General features: G+C 51.5%; 21 protein-coding genes and 1 pseudogene. 12 read left to right on the top strand and 10 right to left on the bottom strand.

The window, feature by feature from the left end:
* Positions 1-660 precede the first annotated feature (660 nt).
* From rpmH to mnmE, 5 genes are all read left to right on the top strand, one after another.
* A complete protein-coding gene (rpmH, locus tag NAL19_RS21640; RefSeq protein WP_015842368.1) occupies positions 661-801 on the top strand; it encodes a 50S ribosomal protein L34 in 141 nt (46 codons plus the stop codon).
* A gap of 18 nt (positions 802-819) precedes the next feature.
* Entirely contained in the window at positions 820-1,179 is a 360-nt protein-coding gene (rnpA, locus tag NAL19_RS21635; protein ID WP_071821045.1) for a ribonuclease P protein component, read from the top strand.
* Positions 1,143-1,400 carry a membrane protein insertion efficiency factor YidD gene (gene yidD, locus NAL19_RS21630; RefSeq protein ID WP_071821043.1) on the top strand — a complete coding sequence of 86 codons (258 nt, stop codon included), beginning with the start codon at positions 1,143-1,145 and terminating at the stop codon, positions 1,398-1,400. Before rnpA ends, yidD begins: the two co-directional genes overlap by 37 nt.
* A gap of 2 nt (positions 1,401-1,402) precedes the next feature.
* Complete coding sequence (gene yidC, locus NAL19_RS21625) at positions 1,403-3,037, top strand: membrane protein insertase YidC (RefSeq protein WP_263058415.1); 1,635 nt, start codon at positions 1,403-1,405, stop codon at positions 3,035-3,037.
* Positions 3,038-3,166: 129 nt separating this feature from the next.
* Positions 3,167-4,531: a tRNA uridine-5-carboxymethylaminomethyl(34) synthesis GTPase MnmE gene (gene mnmE, locus NAL19_RS21620; protein WP_263058414.1), complete on the top strand. Its 1,365-nt coding sequence runs from the start codon at positions 3,167-3,169 to the stop codon at positions 4,529-4,531.
* A gap of 209 nt (positions 4,532-4,740) precedes the next feature.
* Here mnmE and NAL19_RS21615 read toward each other — a convergent pair whose 3' ends face one another.
* The 3 genes from NAL19_RS21615 to NAL19_RS21610 all read right to left on the bottom strand — a co-directional run bounded on the left by NAL19_RS21615 (position 4,741) and on the right by NAL19_RS21610 (position 6,300).
* Positions 4,741-5,766 carry a virulence RhuM family protein gene (locus NAL19_RS21615; RefSeq protein ID WP_263058413.1) on the bottom strand — a complete coding sequence of 342 codons (1,026 nt, stop codon included), beginning with the start codon at positions 5,764-5,766 and terminating at the stop codon, positions 4,741-4,743.
* A 199-nt stretch (positions 5,767-5,965) separates the two neighbouring features.
* A complete protein-coding gene (locus tag NAL19_RS21915) occupies positions 5,966-6,070 on the bottom strand; it encodes a HipA N-terminal domain-containing protein (protein WP_347880949.1) in 105 nt (34 codons plus the stop codon).
* Positions 6,070-6,300 carry a helix-turn-helix domain-containing protein gene (locus NAL19_RS21610; RefSeq protein WP_225088247.1) on the bottom strand — a complete coding sequence of 77 codons (231 nt, stop codon included), beginning with the start codon at positions 6,298-6,300 and terminating at the stop codon, positions 6,070-6,072. Before NAL19_RS21610 ends, NAL19_RS21915 begins: the two co-directional genes overlap by 1 nt.
* Positions 6,301-6,486: 186 nt before the next feature.
* Between NAL19_RS21610 and NAL19_RS21605 the strand changes: the two genes are divergently transcribed.
* Positions 6,487-7,050 (top strand): DUF6933 domain-containing protein, encoded by a 564-nt coding sequence (locus NAL19_RS21605; protein ID WP_263058412.1) that lies wholly within the window; start codon positions 6,487-6,489, stop codon positions 7,048-7,050.
* A gap of 57 nt (positions 7,051-7,107) precedes the next feature.
* On the opposite strand, the gene NAL19_RS21600 is transcribed toward NAL19_RS21605, so the two are convergent.
* Positions 7,108-7,959, bottom strand: a complete 852-nt coding sequence (locus NAL19_RS21600) for an SDR family oxidoreductase (RefSeq protein ID WP_263058411.1) — start codon at positions 7,957-7,959, stop codon at positions 7,108-7,110.
* 114 nt (positions 7,960-8,073) lie between these two features.
* On the opposite strand from NAL19_RS21600, the gene NAL19_RS21595 reads away from it, so the two are divergent.
* Positions 8,074-8,469 (top strand): winged helix-turn-helix transcriptional regulator, encoded by a 396-nt coding sequence (locus NAL19_RS21595; protein WP_225086360.1) that lies wholly within the window; start codon positions 8,074-8,076, stop codon positions 8,467-8,469.
* A 67-nt stretch (positions 8,470-8,536) separates the two neighbouring features.
* Here NAL19_RS21595 and NAL19_RS21590 read toward each other — a convergent pair whose 3' ends face one another.
* A complete protein-coding gene (locus NAL19_RS21590; protein ID WP_225086359.1) occupies positions 8,537-9,088 on the bottom strand; it encodes a TetR/AcrR family transcriptional regulator in 552 nt (183 codons plus the stop codon).
* A gap of 103 nt (positions 9,089-9,191) precedes the next feature.
* Here NAL19_RS21590 and NAL19_RS21585 point away from each other — a divergent pair, with 103 nt between their 5' ends.
* Positions 9,192-10,694, top strand: a complete 1,503-nt coding sequence (locus NAL19_RS21585) for an MFS transporter (RefSeq protein ID WP_263058410.1) — start codon at positions 9,192-9,194, stop codon at positions 10,692-10,694.
* 84 nt (positions 10,695-10,778) lie between these two features.
* On the opposite strand, the gene NAL19_RS21580 is transcribed toward NAL19_RS21585, so the two are convergent.
* The 3 genes from NAL19_RS21580 to NAL19_RS21570 are packed head-to-tail and all read right to left on the bottom strand — an operon-like array spanning position 10,779 to position 12,484.
* Positions 10,779-11,438, bottom strand: a complete 660-nt coding sequence (locus NAL19_RS21580; protein WP_039498294.1) for a DUF799 domain-containing protein — start codon at positions 11,436-11,438, stop codon at positions 10,779-10,781.
* On the bottom strand, positions 11,435-11,794 hold the full coding sequence (locus tag NAL19_RS21575) for a DUF4810 domain-containing protein (RefSeq protein ID WP_010281265.1): 360 nt from the start codon (positions 11,792-11,794) through the stop codon (positions 11,435-11,437). Before NAL19_RS21575 ends, NAL19_RS21580 begins: the two co-directional genes overlap by 4 nt.
* 18 nt (positions 11,795-11,812) lie before the next feature.
* Entirely contained in the window at positions 11,813-12,484 is a 672-nt protein-coding gene (locus tag NAL19_RS21570; RefSeq protein WP_263058409.1) for a CsgG/HfaB family protein, read from the bottom strand.
* Between the two features lie 443 nt (positions 12,485-12,927).
* On the opposite strand from NAL19_RS21570, the gene aegA reads away from it, so the two are divergent.
* The 3 genes from aegA to NAL19_RS21555 all read left to right on the top strand — a co-directional run bounded on the left by aegA (position 12,928) and on the right by NAL19_RS21555 (position 16,391).
* Positions 12,928-14,952: a formate-dependent uric acid utilization protein AegA gene (gene aegA, locus NAL19_RS21565; protein WP_263058408.1), complete on the top strand. Its 2,025-nt coding sequence runs from the start codon at positions 12,928-12,930 to the stop codon at positions 14,950-14,952.
* Positions 14,949-15,458 carry a 4Fe-4S binding protein gene (locus NAL19_RS21560; RefSeq protein ID WP_263058407.1) on the top strand — a complete coding sequence of 170 codons (510 nt, stop codon included), beginning with the start codon at positions 14,949-14,951 and terminating at the stop codon, positions 15,456-15,458. Before aegA ends, NAL19_RS21560 begins: the two co-directional genes overlap by 4 nt.
* Before the next feature lie 189 nt (positions 15,459-15,647).
* The gene (locus NAL19_RS21555) at positions 15,648-16,391 is read left to right on the top strand and encodes a 4'-phosphopantetheinyl transferase family protein (RefSeq protein WP_225086355.1); all 744 of its coding nucleotides are present in this window, start codon (positions 15,648-15,650) and stop codon (positions 16,389-16,391) included.
* A gap of 56 nt (positions 16,392-16,447) precedes the next feature.
* On the opposite strand, the pseudogene NAL19_RS21550 reads toward NAL19_RS21555, so the two are convergent.
* Positions 16,448-17,784 (bottom strand): annotated as a pseudogene (locus NAL19_RS21550) (NCS2 family permease).
* Positions 17,785-18,153: 369 nt separating this feature from the next.
* Between NAL19_RS21550 and yieH the strand changes: the two are divergent.
* On the top strand, positions 18,154-18,825 hold the full coding sequence (gene yieH / locus NAL19_RS21545; protein ID WP_263058406.1) for a 6-phosphogluconate phosphatase: 672 nt from the start codon (positions 18,154-18,156) through the stop codon (positions 18,823-18,825).
* A gap of 187 nt (positions 18,826-19,012) precedes the next feature.
* Here yieH and NAL19_RS21540 read toward each other — a convergent pair whose 3' ends face one another.
* A complete protein-coding gene (locus NAL19_RS21540) occupies positions 19,013-19,741 on the bottom strand; it encodes an amino acid ABC transporter permease (RefSeq protein ID WP_263058405.1) in 729 nt (242 codons plus the stop codon).
* Position 19,742 lies beyond the last annotated feature (1 nt).

Here is a 19,742-nt window from a genome sequence, read left to right as displayed (position 1 = left end):
TCGAACAAGAACGATCAAAAAGAAAAGAATAAGACGTTATTTATGTAACTCATGATTTTTGGCGTCTGCGTTATCCACACTTGCTTCATTCACAATTCAGATAGCAGACACACCACATAGCGCGGCGATTTATCCCGACGATCCATTAAAAGGATCGCTGACGGGACCGCGGATCATAACCTAATCCGCCAAAGAGATCTTCCCCTTCTGCACAGTTTCGATCCTTTTTATCCACAGGCTATTCTTATCGCGGCTCCCCGCGATACGCCAAATGGACGGCGAGTCGGCATTTTATCCCCGCCTGATGAAACGCATTTAAGCATACCTTCGGAGACACGATCGTTACGGTGATATCGATCATGATCTTGCTCGACAGATCGTAGGAGGATCCTTGCGCTTTGCAACAGAGTCCGTATAATTCCCTGCCCGCGCGTCTACGCCTTTTCTGTGCTCTGACAGACAGAAATTCCAAAAATAGTCGGAATGGCTGGCGTGTGAAGTGTGATGTTAATTGACTCAGGACTGTACAATTATTACAATCCTGCCTCTTTCCGTTATATAGACTGTGATATGCGATTGAGGCGTCGGTCATTTTCACGCCGAACAGCCAAACGCGTTTACTGTGAAGTTATAATTTTCCAAGTTTAGGTAGAAATCGCCATGAAACGCACTTTCCAACCGTCCGTACTGAAGCGTAACCGTAGCCATGGTTTCCGTGCTCGTATGGCCACCAAGAATGGTCGTCAAGTTCTGGCCCGCCGTCGTGCGAAAGGCCGTGCTCGTCTGTCTGTTTCTAAGTAATAAAAGCTAACCCACCGAGTGGTTAAGCTCGCATTTCCCAGGGAGTTACGTTTGTTAACTCCCAGTCATTTCACTTTCGTCTTCCAGCAACCGCAACGGGCTGGCACGCCGCAAATTACCATCCTCGGCCGCCTGAACTCGCTGGGGCATCCCCGCATCGGTCTTACCGTCGCCAAAAAGCATGTCAAACGTGCTCATGAACGCAATCGGATTAAACGCCTGACGCGCGAAAGCTTTCGCCTGCATCAACATTCATTGCCTGCAATGGACTTTGTGGTGCTCGTGAAAAAAGGGGTGTCTGAGCTGGATAACCGCACTCTGACGGAAGCATTGGAAAAACTATGGCGTCGGCACCGTCGTTTGGCTCCCGACTCCTGATCGGGTTGATACGCGGTTATCAACTCGTTATCAGCCCGTTACTCGGACCACATTGCCGGTTTCGGCCAACGTGCTCGCAATACGGGATTGAAGCAATACGCAGGTTCGGCATGATAAAAGGCTGTTGGTTGACGCTTAAACGCGTATTAAAATGCCATCCTTTGAACCCTGGTGGTGATGATCCCGTACCGCCAAAAACCGACAATAACAGAGAACATTAACGATGGATTCGCAACGCAATCTTCTTCTCATCGCTCTGCTATTCGTAACCTTTATGCTTTGGCAGGCTTGGGAAACGGATAAAAATCCGCCAACCACCACGCAGGCCATACAGCAGGCGACGAACGCAGTGACCGGTGATGCTAACAACCAGGGCGTACCAGCCAGCGGTCAAGGCAAGCTGATCACGGTGAAAACCGACGTACTGTCGCTGACAATCAATACGCGTGGCGGCGATGTCGAGCAAGCGCACCTGCTGGCTTACCCGGACACACTGGGTTCAGATAAACCTTTCCACTTGCTGGAAACCACCCCAGAGTTTGTCTATCAGGCTCAGAGCGGTTTAACGGGCAAAAACGGCCCGGACAACCCAGCTAACGGCCCACGTCCGCTGTTTACCACCACGCAAGATAGCTTCGAACTGGCCGAGGGTCAGGAAGAACTGCGTATTCCGCTGACCTACACCGCGGCTGACGGCGTGGTTTACACCAAAACGTTTGTTCTGAAACGTGGCGGCTATGCACTGAACGTTGACTATAGCGTCAACAACACCAGCGCTCAGCCTCTGGAACTTACGCTGTTCGGTCAGTTAAAGCAGTCTATCGATCTGCCTAAGCACCGCGATACTGGCAGCAGCAACTTTGCACTGCACACGTATCGTGGCGCAGCGTTTTCCTCCAGCGAAGACAAGTACAAAAAGTACAGCTTCAGCGACATGGACGAGAACCTGAACATCACCACCAACAGTGGTTGGGTGGCGATGTTGCAACAGTATTTCGCAACCGCGTGGATTCCAACGACGGCAGGCGCTAACACGTTCTATACCAGTAAACTGGGCAACGGTCAGGCTGCGATTGGCTTCAAGGCTGCTCCCGTTGTGGTTGCCGCAGGTAGCCAACAGAACCTGAACGCAACGCTGTGGGTCGGCCCGGAAATTCAGGACAAGATGGCTGCTGTCGCACCGCATCTGGATCTGACCGTAGATTACGGCTGGCTGTGGTTTATTTCTCAGCCGCTGTTTAAGCTGCTGAAATTCCTGCATAGCTTTATCGGCAACTGGGGCTTCTCCATCATTGCCATCACCTTTATCGTGCGCGGTATCATGTATCCGCTGACGAAAGCGCAATACACCTCAATGGCGAAAATGCGCTTACTGCAACCTAAATTGCAGGCGATGCGTGAGCGTATTGGTGATGACAAACAGCGCATGAGTCAGGAAATGATGGCGCTGTACAAGTCAGAGAAAGTGAACCCGCTGGGTGGTTGTTTCCCACTGCTGATTCAGATGCCAATCTTCCTGGCGCTGTATTACATGCTGATGGGCTCCGTTGAACTGCGTCATGCACCGTTCGCCCTGTGGATTCATGACCTGTCCGCACAAGACCCGTACTACATTCTGCCGATCCTGATGGGCGTGACGATGTTCTTCATCCAGAAGATGTCGCCAACCACCGTGACCGACCCAATGCAGCAGAAGATCATGACCTACATGCCGGTTATCTTTACGGTCTTCTTCCTGTGGTTCCCATCAGGTCTGGTTATGTACTACATCGTCAGCAACCTGGTTACCATTCTCCAGCAGCAATTAATTTACCGCGGTCTGGAAAAACGTGGCTTGCATAGCCGCGAGAAAAAATAATCCGGTTGATGGCTAACCGATAGAAAGCGTAAGGCGGTCATTGACCGCCTTATTTTTTTAATAGCTGTCTTATCACCCAACGATACGTAAAATAGCCTGCCAGACAGGCATCAACGCAGAGAGAACATCATGAGCAATACCGACACCATCGTCGCCCAAGCCACGCCACCGGGACGCGGAGGCGTGGGTATTTTGCGCGTTTCAGGACAGGTTGCCGCCGAAGTGGCGCGCGCCGTTCTGGGCAAGCTTCCTAAGCCGCGTCACGCCGATTATCTGCCGTTCCGTGATACCAACGGCACCACGCTCGACCAGGGCATCGCCCTCTGGTTTCCCGGCCCGAACTCCTTTACCGGCGAAGACGTGCTGGAACTTCAGGGACACGGCGGCCCGGTTATTCTTGATTTGCTCCTGCAACGCATTTTGGCGCTCCCCAACGTGCGCATCGCACGCCCTGGCGAATTCTCTGAACGCGCCTTCCTGAACGACAAACTCGATCTCGCGCAGGCGGAAGCGATTGCCGATCTGATTGACGCCAGCTCGGAACAGGCCGCTCGCTCAGCGCTGAACTCCCTGCAAGGCGTATTTTCCACCCGCATAAATCAGTTAGTGGAAGCACTTACTCACCTACGAATCTACGTCGAGGCTGCCATCGACTTCCCGGATGAAGAGATCGACTTTCTCTCCGATGGCAAAATTGAAGCACAGCTCAATGGCGTAATGGCCGATCTGGATGCCGTCAGAGCCGAAGCCCACCAAGGTAGCCTGTTGCGTGAAGGAATGAAGGTCGTGATTGCAGGTCGCCCTAACGCCGGTAAATCCAGCTTACTCAATGCATTAGCAGGTCGCGATGCAGCGATTGTCACGGATATTGCCGGAACCACGCGCGACGTATTGCGTGAGCATATCCACATCGACGGCATGCCGCTACACATCATCGACACCGCCGGACTACGCGATGCCAGCGACGAAGTCGAACGCATTGGTATTGAGCGTGCCTGGCAAGAAATCGAGCTGGCCGATCGCGTGCTGTTTATGGTAGACGGCACCACTACGCAGGCGACTGAACCTGAGCAGATCTGGCCCGAATTTATGGCACGCCTGCCGAAAACACTGCCAATTACCGTGGTACGCAACAAAGCTGACATCACAGGGGAAACTCTTGGCATCGAAGATGTGAACACTCACTCACTTATTCGCCTTTCCGCTCGCACGGGTGAAGGTGTGGACACACTGCGTGACCACCTCAAGCAAAGCATGGGGTTCACCAGCAATACCGAAGGCGGTTTCCTGGCGCGACGTCGCCACCTGCAAGCATTGGAACTGGCAGCGCAGCACCTGATTCAAGGGAAAGAGCAACTGGTCAGCGCCTACGCAGGCGAACTGCTGGCGGAAGAACTGCGACTGGCACAGCAGGCCCTGAGTGAAATCACGGGTGAATTCACCTCTGACGACCTGTTGGGCCGTATCTTTTCGAGTTTTTGTATTGGGAAGTGACGCTGAGTTCGTAAGCGTCCATTCACTTCCGCTGATCTCGCATAGCTGATTGTTATGCGAGATCTTTTTTCCATTGATGTCTATTCGCTTTCACCAAGAGTCAGGGATTTTTGTGTCCACGTGACATGGGTAAGATCGAGTATGAGAATGCTATTCAAGATAAACGCTCTGGCCATCCATATCCTGGAACACTCGCGCTGATGTAGTGGCTATTTGTCTTTTTTGAGAATGGCCTTGAGTGCTGCAATATTGGCCCATGCGCCTTCGGCTTCTTTTAAACGACGGCGCTGTTCTGCAAAGCGATCAAATTCCAGTTTCGCTTTGTCATCTGCCTCTTTTTTGGAGATTTTTCCTGCTCCATTTAAAACGTCCCGATCATTAAAACTTAAAAACTGGTCAAGTTTATCGGTCCAGTCTTGTAAGAACACCTGCTTGCGACGTAAGGCTTGGTCTTCAGCAAAATCGAGCCACATATTGACGATGCGGTTGAGCTCTTTGATTTCGTCTTCACGCAGATAGTTCTTGGCAACAGTGACGTCGGTTTTGCGGACTTCATCGCCTTTATAGCTGGTCAGGCCCATATCCGGTTTGCTGGCATCCACACGGCTGGCGATAAGCTCAGCCGCGGTCATATGCGTACAGGCATAATGTAGCTTGTTCTGGATAGTTTGAAAGAAGCGATTGGTTTCTTGGTTAGATGGCTCGTAATCGGCAGCCATGGTAAAGATTTCTTTGACTCGCAGATAAACGCGACGCTCACTGGCGCGGATATCGCGGATACGCTCCAGCATTTCATCAAAGTAATCAGGCACAGCAGAATGACCAACGGGCGGATTTTTCAGGCGTTCGTCATCCATAACGAATCCTTTGATCAGGTACTCTTGTAAGGTTTGCGTTGCCCACTGGCGGAACTGAGTGCCGCGGCTTGAACGGACGCGATAACCAACCGCTAATACCAGTGGCAGGCTAAAGTATTGGACATTGTATAATTTCCCATCTGCCGCAGTTGTTCGGTATAACCGAACAACTGAATTTTCGTCCAATTCACCTTCAGCAAAAATATTTTTTATATGTTCGCTAATGGTCGCTTTCGCTTTTCCATATAACTCACCGATCATAGCCTGAGAAAGCCACAACGTATCGGACTCAAAGCGACACTCAACGCGGGTTTGCCCATCAGCACTGGTGAAAAGAACAAACTCGCCTTGAGGGGCTAGTGGGATGTTATCTGTCATTCAATTGACCTTATTGCATTTGTCATTTTTGCCCCATAGCTGTTACAGAGCCAATCATGCCTTATTGCTGCTTGTTTTCCTCAGCACCTTGAACAGCCTCATAAATTTTCAGTTTCAACACGATGGAATACTCATCGTCATACGGAATTGAGCAGTATGCTAAGGGCATCGAGAGTGAAATAGGGCAACTCACCGGTAATCAGAGCCAGTTCGCATCATAGGAAAAATGATGTGCTCCACTGCCCCCTGTTTTAGTCAGAATCCCCACACGATAGCCGTTCATGTAAACATCGAGCGCAGCCATTACCATTCTTCCTTCCAGGATGATGCAACGGAGGCTTCGTTATTGCCGATATCCACATTTCGGAGCGTAACAGTAAGTTCTAAGTTCAATGCCGACAGGATTTTAAAGAAGATTTCTAACTTGGTGGAATCAGGATGTTGCTCGAAGCTGGATATCGTATCCTGGCGAATACCCACTTTACTGGTCACTTTCCCTTGTGAAAGCTTCTGCGTGATACGAACATCTTTCAGATAGCTGCTTTCTGTTGATGATCCTCATCCTCTTATCCTACCGGTTATAGACGGTAGAATAAATATTACACGCTTTAGCAGGTAAAAAAGAATGACACGCTACCGCCGTTAATTATGTATTTACCTGCTATGGCGTGTAAACAGAATATAAGCAATAAGGTGGATACAGAAGAACAAGGGGATAAGATGATTCAACTTCATGCCACACACAAGCTATTCAATCGTTTACCGCTGAATGACAGCAGTCAACTTGCTGTTACACCACGCAGCCAGTGGCTATTTACGCAACCCACAGTAGATATCAACCCACTGAGCAGTTGGCACGGAAATCTAATCACTTTACAGCGACGGAATTGCGTACTGCTAGTTCATGACGCCACCCGGTTTCCTTTGGTACTTCCGGCGTTGATAAAGAAGGATTTCGCAGAGCTAAACAACTATTTTGTGGATAGCTTCATCAATACCCTACTCAAGTGTGGAGCAGATGAAGAACACCTCAGCGCAGCACAACATTATTTACGCCCGCTACAGGTCGATACGCAGTGCAGCCGTTCTGTGCAAGGTACATTGAATCAGATGAAAGGTGATATTGAGCACATAGTGCGATTTGATAGCCTCAACATGGCTGAATTAGCGGGTTACTCTCTCGGTCAATTACTGGCTGATAGACCTTGTTCAGTTAAAGATCGTGGATATCTTTGGCCACAGAAAGAAATGCTGTCATTACTGTCTAGATTAGCAGTTGTGTAATGGTAATCGGCCCAGAATTATCTCCGGGCCGAGCTTTTACGCGTTACTTTTTACGCATTACTTCAGCGTTGCTTTCACGACGGCTGACAGTGGCGTCGTTGGGCGACCGATCAGGCGACTCAGTTGCTTGCCGTCATCAAACAGGCCGCCTTTGGAGGCTCCGGTGTCTGAATCGGCAATAATCTGCGCGAAAACATCGGGTAACCCAGCGGAAACCAGCGCCGTGGTGAACTCAGCTTCAGACAGGTTTTGATAACCAATGGATTTACCAGACTGTTTGCTAATCTCTGCCGCCAACTCCGTCAGCGTGTAAGGCTCGTCACCAGCCAGTTCGTAAACCTTACCGGCCTGTCCTTCCTGCGTCAGCACCGCGACCGCCGCGGCAGCGAAGTCTTCGCGCGTGGCAGAGGTAATTTTCCCTTCGCCCGCGCTACCAATAAATACACCGTGTTCCAGCGCAGCAGGAATGCTGGCCGCGTAGTTTTCGGTATACCAGCCGTTGCGCAGCAGGACATGTGGCAAACCAGACTCTTTCAGCAGCGCTTCCGTCTGCTTGTGTTCTTCTGCCAGCGCCAGAGGGGATTTATCCGCATGCAGCAGGCTGGTGTATGCCACCAGTTTCACGCTGGCTTTCACCGCTGCTTCAATAACATTGCGGTGTTGTGTCGCACGCTGACCGACCTCGCTGGAAGAGATCAGCAGCACTTTATCCACCCCTTGCAGAGCAGCAGCCAGCGCCTCTGGCTGATTGTAATCCGCCGCTTTCACCTGCACGCCTTTTGCAGATAGAGCGGCAACTTTATTGACATCACGCACCAGCGCCACGATCTCGTTCGCCGGAACCTTCTCTAGTAATTTTGCGATAACCAAGCGGCCCAGTTGGCCAGATGCACCAGTAATAGCAATCATCTCAAGCTCCTTTTATTGGCTGTCTTTTATTGACTGTCTTTTGTTAACAAGAACTGAATGGCATAATATCGGTAAAGCTAATTTTAAGTAAGTACATACATAAAGGTAAGTATAGTGAAACAATCCAAAACATCCGCAGACTTATTGCCACCTATTCTGCCATCCGGTGATGTCTTTGCTGAAAAATGTCCGTCACGCCAGATACTTAACCACGTTACTAGTCGCTGGGGTGTACTGATTTTAATCGCATTACTTGATGATACACATCGCTTCAGTCAGTTGCGTAGGCGGATCGATGGAGTGAGTGAACGCATGCTGGCGCAGACTCTCCAATGGCTGGAAAGTGATGGTTTTGTCCTGCGAATCGCCTATCCGGTTGTTCCGCCACATGTTGAATACAGCCTGACGCCACTAGGCAAAGAAGTAGGCGAGCGGGTAAAAGAATTGGCAGTATGGGTTGAGGGAAATCTGGACGAAATTCTGGCGGCACAACAGCCAAGTGAGCAATAGGAAATAAAACAATAAGTCACAAAACAATAATTCATAAAACAATGCGCCCCTGAACAGAGCGCCTTAATCAGGAAGGGGCACGATCGGGCAGCAGGCGGGAAATGTCCGTGAAAATGGCTTGCCAGGTTTCGTCATCGACGGCCATAAAGCCAAAATAGCGCAGCAGGAATGCCCCTTCCGATGCCAGAAACGCCAGACGAGCATCTCGCCCTTCCTGGGAATTCAGGTCAAGCCCAGACAACTGGCGGTCATACCACGCCTGTGATTTAGCAAGATGCTCAGGCATGTTCAGCAATGAAGCCATCATACCCGCCGCGCGATCGCCTTCTGCGGCATCCGTGCGATAAGTGACGTCAATATACGCTCGAACTCTGGCTTCCGGGCTGTCATCCGTACCGATGCATGCAGCCGTCATCTCATCAAATTCATCTTCCCAACGCTGATACATGGCATTAATCAGCTCGTCTTTCGTGCCGAAGCACGACTGAATACCGCCTTTTGTCACGCCCGCGGCTTTGGCGACCGCATCAATCGTCAACGAGGCAATGCCCTGTGTGTGAACGATCTGTTCCGCCGCATCCAACACGCCTGCACGATTAATGCTCTTATGACGCCCCATACCTTCCCCAATTTAAAATACGTTTGTATTTAAAAAGCAATTCTATATCATCAGAACGCTATCCAACAGATGAAAAATGGAAGATCGAGGCAGAGATCCTGTGATGCAATCACCAAAAAAGTGGCTGATTCTGGCCATTGTTTCTAGTGCACTGTTCCTGATCGTTATCGACATGACGGTACTGTATACCGCACTCCCGACACTGACTCACGACCTGCACGCGACGGCATCGGAAAAGCTGTGGATCGTTAATATCTATGCGCTGGTTGCCTCCGGTTTACTGCTGGGGATGGGCACGTTGGGCGATAAGCTGGGCCATAAACCTCTATTTATTTCCGGGCTACTGGTCTTTGGTGCAGCGTCATTGTTTGCCGCTTATTCGCCCACACCCAGTCTGCTTATCGCCGCTCGCGCGCTGCTGGCGGTCGGTGCCGCAATGATGATGCCCGCCACACTGTCGATTATTCGTCTGACATTTACTGATGAACGGGAACGCGCACTGGCGATCGGTATCTGGGCCGCGGTGGCTTCTGGCGGCGCGGCGTTTGGCCCCGTGATGGGCGGGATACTGCTTGAGTATTTCTGGTGGGGCTCAGTTTTCCTCATTAACGTACCGGTCGTGCTGCTTGCGCTCATCATGGGAATCACCGTGATTCCACACCGGCCGGGCAACGCCTCTCACCGCTGGGATTTCATCGGTTCTCTATTAATTATGGTTGGTTTGATTGGTATCACCTATGCCATCAAAGAGCTGGGCAAGCGGGTTCCGTCTTATGAAGATGCGCTCATCGCACTGCTGATCGGCGTGGTGTTTATTACCCTGTTCGTTCGGCGTCAGCGTAACAGCAAACATCCTCTGGTCGATTTCTCACTCTTCCGCCTACAGCCTTTCAGCGCGGCCGTAGCCGCGGCTATCGTGGCGGCCGCCGCCTTGATCGGAATGGAGTTGGCTTTCACCCAACGATTACAACTTGTGGTCGGGCTGTCTCCGCTACAGGCGGGACTGTTCATTTTGCCGCTGTCATTGGCGTCCTTCATCTCCGGCCCGTTAACAGGAAAGATACTGCCGCACGTAAATAGCGGGACGATGTTATCCGCCAGCCTGCTGGTTTCCGGGCTCGGAATGGGAAGCTATTTGCTGCTCCACAATGCCCCCATCGTCGTACAAATCATCTGCCTGATGGTGATTGGCGCCGGCGTGGGTTCCACCATGACGGCTGCATCAAGCACCATTATGCAAGTTGCTCCAGCGACAAAAGCGGGTATGGCAGCGTCAATCGAAGAAGTGTCCTATGAATTAGGAGGGGCGACGGGCGTGACGCTGATGGGCAGCTTGCTGTCTTTCGCTTATTCCGCAACGTTTATGTTACCCGCTGGGTTTGCCGCATCGGACACCGCGTATGACAGCCTGGACGAGGCATTAATTTTTGCCGAATCCTTACCGGAAAATATGCGACAGACTCTTACTGCACAGGCCCATTCCGCCTTTGATTCCGGATTTTCCATTGTGCTGGCCGCAGCCACGCTGATCCTGCTGCTGACCGCGGCCTTCGTCTGGACAACCCGCCATAATAAACAACATCGTCATCAGGCCGCTGATGTATAGCGCCATAGGCTAAGACGATAAAAAACGCCGTTCAATGACGAACGGCGTTGGTAATGGCGATTTGGCAACGTACTACATAACGGATCAGTACGTTTCTTTACCGTATTGCAATGAGCGAGGCCCGTACAGCATACCGCGTGGATGGCCCGCCGCCAGCAGGCGCGCGCTGGTCACGCCCGCAACATCGTGGCCTTTGTCAGAGATCGTGTCCGCAATCTGGTTCACTGCGGCCTGCACCAGAATACCGATAATGCCGCCGTTAGCGTTTGATTGCTGCTCGTTGCTGGACGCCGTTGCGCTTCCGCTCCACAGCAGTTTTCCGGTACGCAGATCAACCAGACGCGCATCCGCAGAAACGCGGGTTTCGCTGTTAATCACGATGTATGACGTACCGTACTCTTTTACGTCCAAATACAGCGCAGCATCAGCACCAAAGATTTGGTGCAGCTTCGCCGTACTCAGCGCATGAATATCCGCCGCAGTCGACAGACCATTCTGTTTGAACGTTTCGTCTACGACAGCGACAGGCAAGACGTAATAACCGGATTCCGCCAGCGGGTAGGTAACTTGTGAAAGCAGGCTATAGCTCGCTTTCACATCCGGCGAATGGTTAACCGGCGGCAATACCAGAATAGACTTAGGTTTACTCTGCTTAAATGCCGTGTAGTCATAGGGAACGGGTTTAGCACAACCGGTCAGCACCAGCGCAAAAACCAGACCACATAATCCTAAGAAACGATTCATTTAATGCTCCCTTTATTTTTACTCAACAGGAAGTCCATAAAAGGTGCTGATTCAGGGAATTTCGCTTTTTCAGTTTCAAACTGTTGGCGAGCTTCACTATCACGGCCAGTATTGGCATACAGCAACCCAAGTTGAGCATAGAGTCCCGGCGGGACAGGTTTGTTTGCGGCTTTCGCTTTTTCGATCGATTCATTCAACGCAAGAATTTGCTGCTCAGGGCCAACTTTATCTTGTTGATAGTAATCGTAAAGTGCGGGCTGATACTTGTCCCAGCTATAAATCGTTTTTGGCTGAGACGCACAACCAGCCAGTACTGTCGCTGCAAGCAGCAGGACAATTTTCTTATGAGATAACATGGTTATATTCCTATTCCATTAGTTCGTTGGGCGCCAGGCACCACTTTCAATTCCCGCAACCAAATTATTGACGGCTTCACGAATAGCCAAATCCAGCACTTTACCGTTCAGCGTCGAGTCATAGCTGGCCGTACCGCCGAAACCGATAATTTCACGGTTGGACAAGGTGTACTCGCCCGCGCCCTGTACGGAATACACGACTTCAGACGTTTGTACATTCACCACATTCAACGTAGTTTTTGCATAAGCAACCTGTGTCTTACCGCGCCCAAGGATGCCCCACAGTTGATGATCGCCCACTTCTTTGCGACCAAACTCGGTCACATCGCCAGTAACAACATAGCTCGCGCCTTTCAGCGTCTGCGTTTGTCCTTTAATACCCGCTTCCGCTTTCAGCTCTTCCATATTGGTACGATCCAACACATTAAAGCGGCCGCTCTGCTGAAGATGGCTAACAAGAATGGTCTTGGATTGATTACCTAAGCGGTCAACCCCATCAGAAAAAATACCGTTCATATAGTTAGAGCGGTTTTCAAATTTTCCGACGGAAATCGGGCTGCGAACGCCCTGATAAGGCGTACTGTAAGAAGTGACTTTTTGTGCTTCTACAGTACGGGAAGACTCTGTCGCACATCCGCTCAATAACGCTGCTGACATGAATACAGAACAAAGAACGACCTTTTTATTCATAACACTATCCCTTAGTGACAATCCATTAACCCTGATAAATTCTAGGTTATTGATTAATAATGAAAATGCCCTAAACATACTATTTAGCAGAAACATTGCTTTGATAAAACACTGTTTTGCTGCATTTAAATAGCGTTCGACATTATGAGGGGCGTAAGGAAAAGTAACGAGTTATTTCATGGGAAAATGAACAAAAATCATGAAAACCAGAATTTTTACCTGGAATAAATCGCTTTAAAAAGGATAAAAAACAAGGTTATATGCAACCATGCCATTACTTTCACATAACATTACAACTGACTGAAACGATTCAATAATTTCATTAATAACCTGAGTGAGATTTAACATTAACCGACTTTTAACCTGCTCTATATCAAGGTCAGGGCGTTATCCAGCGATTAGGATAAAGGCCACGATCGAGGGATCCAGAGTGGGAAAAGGTAATGAACCGATTTGTTATTGCCAGTACTCAAGACTGTATGGGGTGCCATGCATGCGAAATCGCCTGTGTTATTTCACACAATGATGAGCGGTATCCAGATAGCACCACGGTGTTTCAGCCCAGAATCAAGGCATTCAATACGCCAACGCTGCGGGCTGCCGTGACATGCCGTCACTGTGAAGATGCCCCTTGTGCCAGCGTGTGCCCAACGCAGGCCTTGATCAGAAAAGACAATAGCATTCAACTCGTTCAGGAAAAGTGTATTGGCTGTAAAAGCTGTGTACTGGCTTGCCCGTTCGGTGCGATGTCGATGGTGACCAACCCTGCGGACAACAGCACCGTCGCCCATAAATGCGATCTCTGCGCCGATCGCCCCCAAGGGCAAGCGTGCGTAGAAGCCTGCCCGACGCAAGCCTTGCAGTTAGTCAGCGAACAAACGTTAGTGGCTCGCCGTCAGGAAAAACAGCAGATGATGGCACTGCGTTCAGCCTCCCACTGGCAGCGTGAAACGCCTGTACTGAAGGCGCAGACAACCAATCCGCTCAGTAAAAGAAAGAACTGGCCGCGCCAGGATGCCGAGAAAAAGCCGCTGACCCAGAGAACCTCCACGTTTGATGAAATTTATCATGGCTTCTCTATGCAGCAGACGGAAGATCAGGCCGATCGCTGCCTTTCCTGCGGCAAACGCGCGATCTGTGAGTGGACCTGTCCGCTGCATAATAATATTCCTGAACTGCTGAGTCTGGCGAAGCAGGGGCGTATTCTTGAAGCCGTTGAGTTGTCGCACCAAACCAGCAGCCTGCCGGAAATCTGCGGTCGGGTGTGCCCGCAGGATCGGCTATGCGAAGGAGCCTGTACGCTGGGTAAAGAGTACGGTGCTATCACCATCGGCAACGTTGAGCGCTACATTACCGATACCGCCATGGCAATGGGCTGGTCGCCCGACATGACGCATGTCGTTCCCAGCGGAAAACGCGCGGCGATTGTCGGTGCGGGTCCGGCTGGGCTGGCCTGTGCCGATGTGCTGGCTCGCAACGGCGTGCAGGCCGTGGTATTCGACCGTCACCCGGAAATTGGTGGGCTGCTCACGTTCGGCATTCCGTCGTTCAAGCTGGATAAAGACGTCCTGATTCATCGTCGTGAGGTGTTCAGCGCCATGGGAATCGAATTTCGACTGAATACCGAAGTGGGGAAAGATATTTCTCTGGCTCACCTTCTGGACGACTATGACACCGTTTTCCTCGGCGTAGGCACCTACCGCTCCATGAAGGCCAACATTGATAATGAAGAGGCTCCCGGCGTTTTCGATGCGCTTCCCTTCCTGATTGCCAATACCAAACACGTGATGGGTCTGCCTGAACGAGAGGATGAACCTTATATCTCGATGGCGGGCAAGCGCGTCGTGGTACTCGGCGGTGGAGATACCGCGATGGATTGTCTGCGCACGTCCATTCGGCAGGGTGCGGTATCCGTCACCTGCGCGTATCGTCGTGATGAAGCCAACATGCCGGGCTCGAAAAAAGAAGTGAAGAACTCCCGTGAAGAAGGCGTAGAGTTCCTGTTTAACGTCCAGCCACAAAAAATCTGCCTCAATGAACAGGGCGAAGTCTGCGGGATTAGTCTGGTTCTCACCGAACTGGGCGAGCCTGACGCCAGCGGTCGTCGTCGTCCGCGCCCCATTCCTGGCTCAGAATTCGTGCAGCCTGCGGAAGCCGTGATCACCGCATTTGGCTTTCAGTCACACAACATGCCGTGGCTGGAAGAGGCCGGCGTCAATCTGGATAACTGGGGGTACATCACCACCCCGCTTGATAGCCAGATACCTTGCCAGACTAATCACCCGCGTATCTTTGCCGGTGGTGATGCCGTACGCGGTGCCGATCTGGTCGTGACCGCCATTGCCGACGGGCGCAAAGCCGCATTGGGAATGATGGCGACAATGGGGCTGACCGCCGTCACGGGTACGATTCCCGCGCATCCACAACGTCCTGAGATGAACGCAACCCGCGAGGAGGTTCGCTCATGAACCAATTTATCATCGCTGAAGCAGAAAAATGTATCGGCTGCCGAACCTGTGAGATCGCCTGCGCGGTCGCCCATAGCGCGCAGCTGAGGCCTTCTCACTTCTTTCCCCGCCTGAAGGTCGTCAAAAGCGCCAGCGTCAGCGTCCCTGTCCTGTGTCGGCAGTGTGAGAATGCACCCTGTGCCAGCGTCTGCCCAAATGACGCGCTGGTGCGGGATCGGGACAGCATCCAGGTGATGCAGTCCCGCTGCATCGGCTGCAAAAGCTGCGTCGTCGCTTGTCCCTTCGGGGCCATCAATGTGGTGACGAAAGCATCGAATGACGAAGGAGAATCACACCTCACGCAAAGCGAGGTTCACAAATGCGATTTGTGCGTGGATGTCGCCCAGAGCCCATCCTGCGTCAGCGTATGTCCAACATCGGCACTACGCTTAGTGACCGCAGATGAGCTGCGTAAGCAGACGCTGGAAAAACAGCGGCGTTCCGCGCTGGGATGGCCGAACCATTAGAACAGACTGGAAGGTGGCGAACAGGGAAGAATCGCCACAAAACACACAATGCAGAAAATTCGTTGTGCCTAATTAATAATTATCGCCGATTTATCCATCGATTTTTCTTTAGATCACATATTTGTCTGATAATATGCATTGGTAATGCCTGATAGGTTCCCATCTTTTATCACGATCACGGAGTGAACAATGACCTGCCATTTTGTCAGGTGGACAAGCACGGAAGCGCTTCCTGACTTACAAAGACTGCCCGATAGGCTCATCTCATCAACACAAGGTTTTTCAGCCAAACGCCGCGAGCGTTATCTGAAAAGTCGCGTGCTGCTGGCTGAGATGATGTTCTATTTTTTCGGCTATCCGCTGTTACCCACACTGCTGGAGTCCCCTGAAGGACGCCCTTATTTTGCCGATCCCAATATGCCCAATTTCAGCATCGGCTATGCAGGCAACACCATCGCCATCCTCCTGAGTGAAGAAGGAAGCGTGGGTATGGATATCGAAATCGTTCATGTCAGGCCGACGAATCAGGCTATTCCACAGATGCAGGCGCAGACACAGGCCGAACAGGCGTGGATCGACGCTCAGCGCGATCCGCTGGAAGCGGCAACGCAGCTATGCACCATTCGCCAGTCATTAATGAAAATCCCTGGCGTAAACAGCCACCCTCCCAATCACCTGAAACTTCACCCCGCTTCTGGCAGGCTGCGTTCAACCCGCATCCCCACCGTAGAAGTGATGAGCGATGTTGATGATTATCTTGCCTGGGCCTGTGCCCATATACCGACGCTTAACCGATTGATCATGTGGAAATATACATCGGCATCGGGCATGAGAAAAGCGGGAGAAATTCTACAGCAACAGCGCCAGTCTTTACGCTATATGAAATTAACCAGCCATACGATAGAAAAAGTCACCTCTATCGCTTCACAGTAGCCATCTGCCTTGTCGCAGACTTGTGGCTCCAGGAAAGCCCTGGAGCCACGAACGGATTAATGCCCGTCGATAAACACGATTTTCAGCAGGAACAGCAGCGCAACGACAACCACGCATGGGCTGATTTCACGCCAGCGTCCCGTCGCTAGCTTCATCACACAGTAAGAAATGAAGCCCAGCGCGATCCCTTCAGTAATCGAGAAGCTGAACGGCATCATCACAGCGGTAATAAAGGCTGGAACCGCTTCCGTCAGGTCATCCCACTTCACACGCGCCAGGCTGGACGTCATCAGTACGCCCACGTAAATCAATGCGCCAGCCGCCGCGTAGGCAGGCACCATACCCGCCAACGGTGACAGGAAGATTACCAGCAGGAACAGCAGACCCACGATGACGGCAGTCAGGCCGGTGCGTCCACCGACGGATACGCCAGAGGAGCTTTCAATATACGCTGTAACGGAGGAGGTTCCGATAAATGAACCGGCCACAGAGCTAACGCTATCAACGTACAGCGCTTGTTTCATACGCGGGAACTTACCGCGCGCATCGACCAGACCGGCTTTATCCGTTACGCCGATCAGTGTACCGGAGGAGTCGAACAGGTTAACCAGCATGAAAGAGAAAATAATGCCGGACATTCCCAGATTTAACGCCCCGCCAAATCAACCTGACCAACTACCGACGTAACGCTCGGCGGCATAGAGAACACGCCAGCAAACTTCACATCACCCAGTAGCAGGCCAATCGAGGTGGTCACGACGATGGAGATCAGCACCGCGGCGTGAATATTGCGTGACGCCAGCGCCACAATAATGAAAAAGCCCAGCGCCCCCAGCAGCACGCTGTGTGACGTCAGGTTACCAATGGTCACCAGCGTTTCTGGGTTAGGAACGATAATGCCGGCATTTTTCAGACCCATCATGGCAATGAACAGCCCGATACCGCTGGCGATACCCAAACGCAGGCTAAGCGGGATATTGGCGATCATCCAATAGCGAATCTGGAAAATGGTCAGCAACAGGAAACCGATTGCGCCCCAGAAAATAGCACCCATCGCAACTTGCCACGGCAGCCCCATCGCGCCGACGACGACAAAAGCGAAAAACGCATTCAGACCCATTGCCGGAGCCAGTGCCACAGGCAGGTTCGCCAGCAACCCCATCAAAATACTGCCGAATGCGGCAATCAAACAGGTGGTCACAAAGACCGCTTTGGTATCCATCCCCGCCGCGCCCAGAATCTGCGGGTTAACAAAAACGATGTAGACCATCGTCAAAAACGTCGTGAAACCGGCAATCGTTTCCATACGTGCTGTCGTACCGTGTTGTTTAAGTTTAAACACACGCTCCAGCAGGCCCTGCTCGGTAGCAAGACCGGGTTGTGATTTATTCATGAGTAACAATCCAAAGAAGGGAATAACTGTCGTCGGGTATCCTATAACAAAACGCTGCGTTTTTACGTTGATCCCACGTTTTTTTTCATCGAATAAGAAGAACCTATTAACGTCATCGTTTTCTCTCGGTTAAATCCCCCTGATTTTACGCAAGATAGCGCTAAAAATGGCTTTGCAGGTCGCAATATCGGGCCAATTGGTTAAAGTAGGGTTATCCGCTTAATGCTGCTCACTTAAGCCCATTATTAGGAGAAACACGGGGATGAGGTTCCCGCAGGGAAGCCTCGCACCGTGGTCGCTCCGTGTATCTCGGTTCTTAAACAGCCAGCATTAGTGTATCTGCTTTTATTTCATCAATAAGGATTAGTCATGCCCCGTATTGAATGCGTCTTCTTCGACTGTGATGGCACGCTGGTTGATAGCGAAGTGCTGTGTTGTCAGGCTTACGTGAATATCTTCATCCCATACGGGGTGAACCTATCATTGGAGGAGGTGATAAAAACCTACAAGGGCGTGAAGCTGTACGAGATTATTGCCCGTATCAGCCAGCAGCACAGTTTAACCGTATCGGTAGAAGACGCGGAGCGTCATTTCCGGCAAGAGGTGAAACGGCTGTTCGATGAGTCCCTGCAACCTATCGAGGGCGCACGTGAGTTAGCGCAGTCCATTACCGTTCCGATGGCCGTGGTGTCCAATGGACCGGTCAGTAAAATGCAGCATTCACTCGGCCTGACGAATATGCTCGATCTGTTTGGCGACCATCTCTACAGCGGCTACGATCTGAAAAAGTGGAAGCCCGATCCGGCGGTGCTGTATCACGCTGCCGAGCAGCTACAGCTTCCGATTGAGCACTGCATTTTGGTTGAAGACTCCGCCGCTGGCGTACAGGCTGGCATCGCTGCGGGCATTCCGGTGTTCTATTACTGCGCCGCCCCCCATAATCAGCCGATTCATCACCCGCTGGTCACGATGTTCGATGATATGCGTGAACTGCCGCAAATCTGGCGCGAAAAGGGCTGGAACATCACCGCGCAGGAATAAACCACCAAAAGGCAGTTTGAGGTTACTGACAAAGGTCACCGAGCGGGAGTAACGGATAGATCGTAAAGACGCTGCAAGTACATCCATGTAAGCTCGAATTGCGCCATCCCTGGCGCAAACGCTTTACTCTTCTATTCCGTTAATCCCGTTTTTGTTCTGCAAATAGGTTTGTCGACAATCTTCATCCTCAGGCTGGCTTATTCCGCCACCACAGCAGACGGCGTTTCGGCTGCTTTTCCTGCTGGCTAAAACGGGCGTTAACCCGGTTAGCCAGCAGTTCCAATGACAGGCAAAACACAAAGTAAACCAGCGCGACAAACAGGAAAACTTCCATCGGGTAGACCATGCTGCGGTTATTGACCTGCGTAGCGAGAAACGTCAGTTCGCCAACGCCAACAATGTAGGCTAATGAGGTGTCTTTAATCAGGGAAATCCACTGGTTAATGAAAGAAGGCACCATCATCCGCAGCGCCTGCGGCAGGACAATCTGCCAGAGTACCTGCCAGCGGCTTAATCCCAGCGAGAGTCCGGCCTGCCACTGACCGCGCCCAATAGCGACAATGCCGGCCTTCACGCCATGCGCCAGATACGCCGAGGCGATCAGCGCCAGCGCACACACCACGGTCGTAATTTCAGGGATATCGACGCCAAAAACGATCGGCAGCAGAAAGTAGGTCCAGAAAATCAGCATGATGACGGGAATCGCACGGAAGAACCCCAGCACCATCGCCAACAACGCACTCCACCATCCCCGGGACATCGCCAGCGCCACGCCCAAAATCGTACCCAAGATGGCAGAGACTACGCCCGCCAGCAGACTCATCACTAGCGTCAGCGCCGCGCCACCCAGCGGGCCATCCGGGAACGTGCCCCACATCAAATAACCGATGTTATCGGTGATAACGGTAAAATCCATC

Origin of the sequence: Pectobacterium sp. F1-1, from assembly GCF_025643735.1 — a bacterium.
Taxonomy (GTDB): Bacteria; Pseudomonadota; Gammaproteobacteria; order Enterobacterales; family Enterobacteriaceae; genus Pectobacterium; species Pectobacterium colocasium.
The sequence above is the reverse complement of the archived record's forward strand: the minus strand, read 5'-3'. Positions and strand labels throughout refer to the sequence as shown.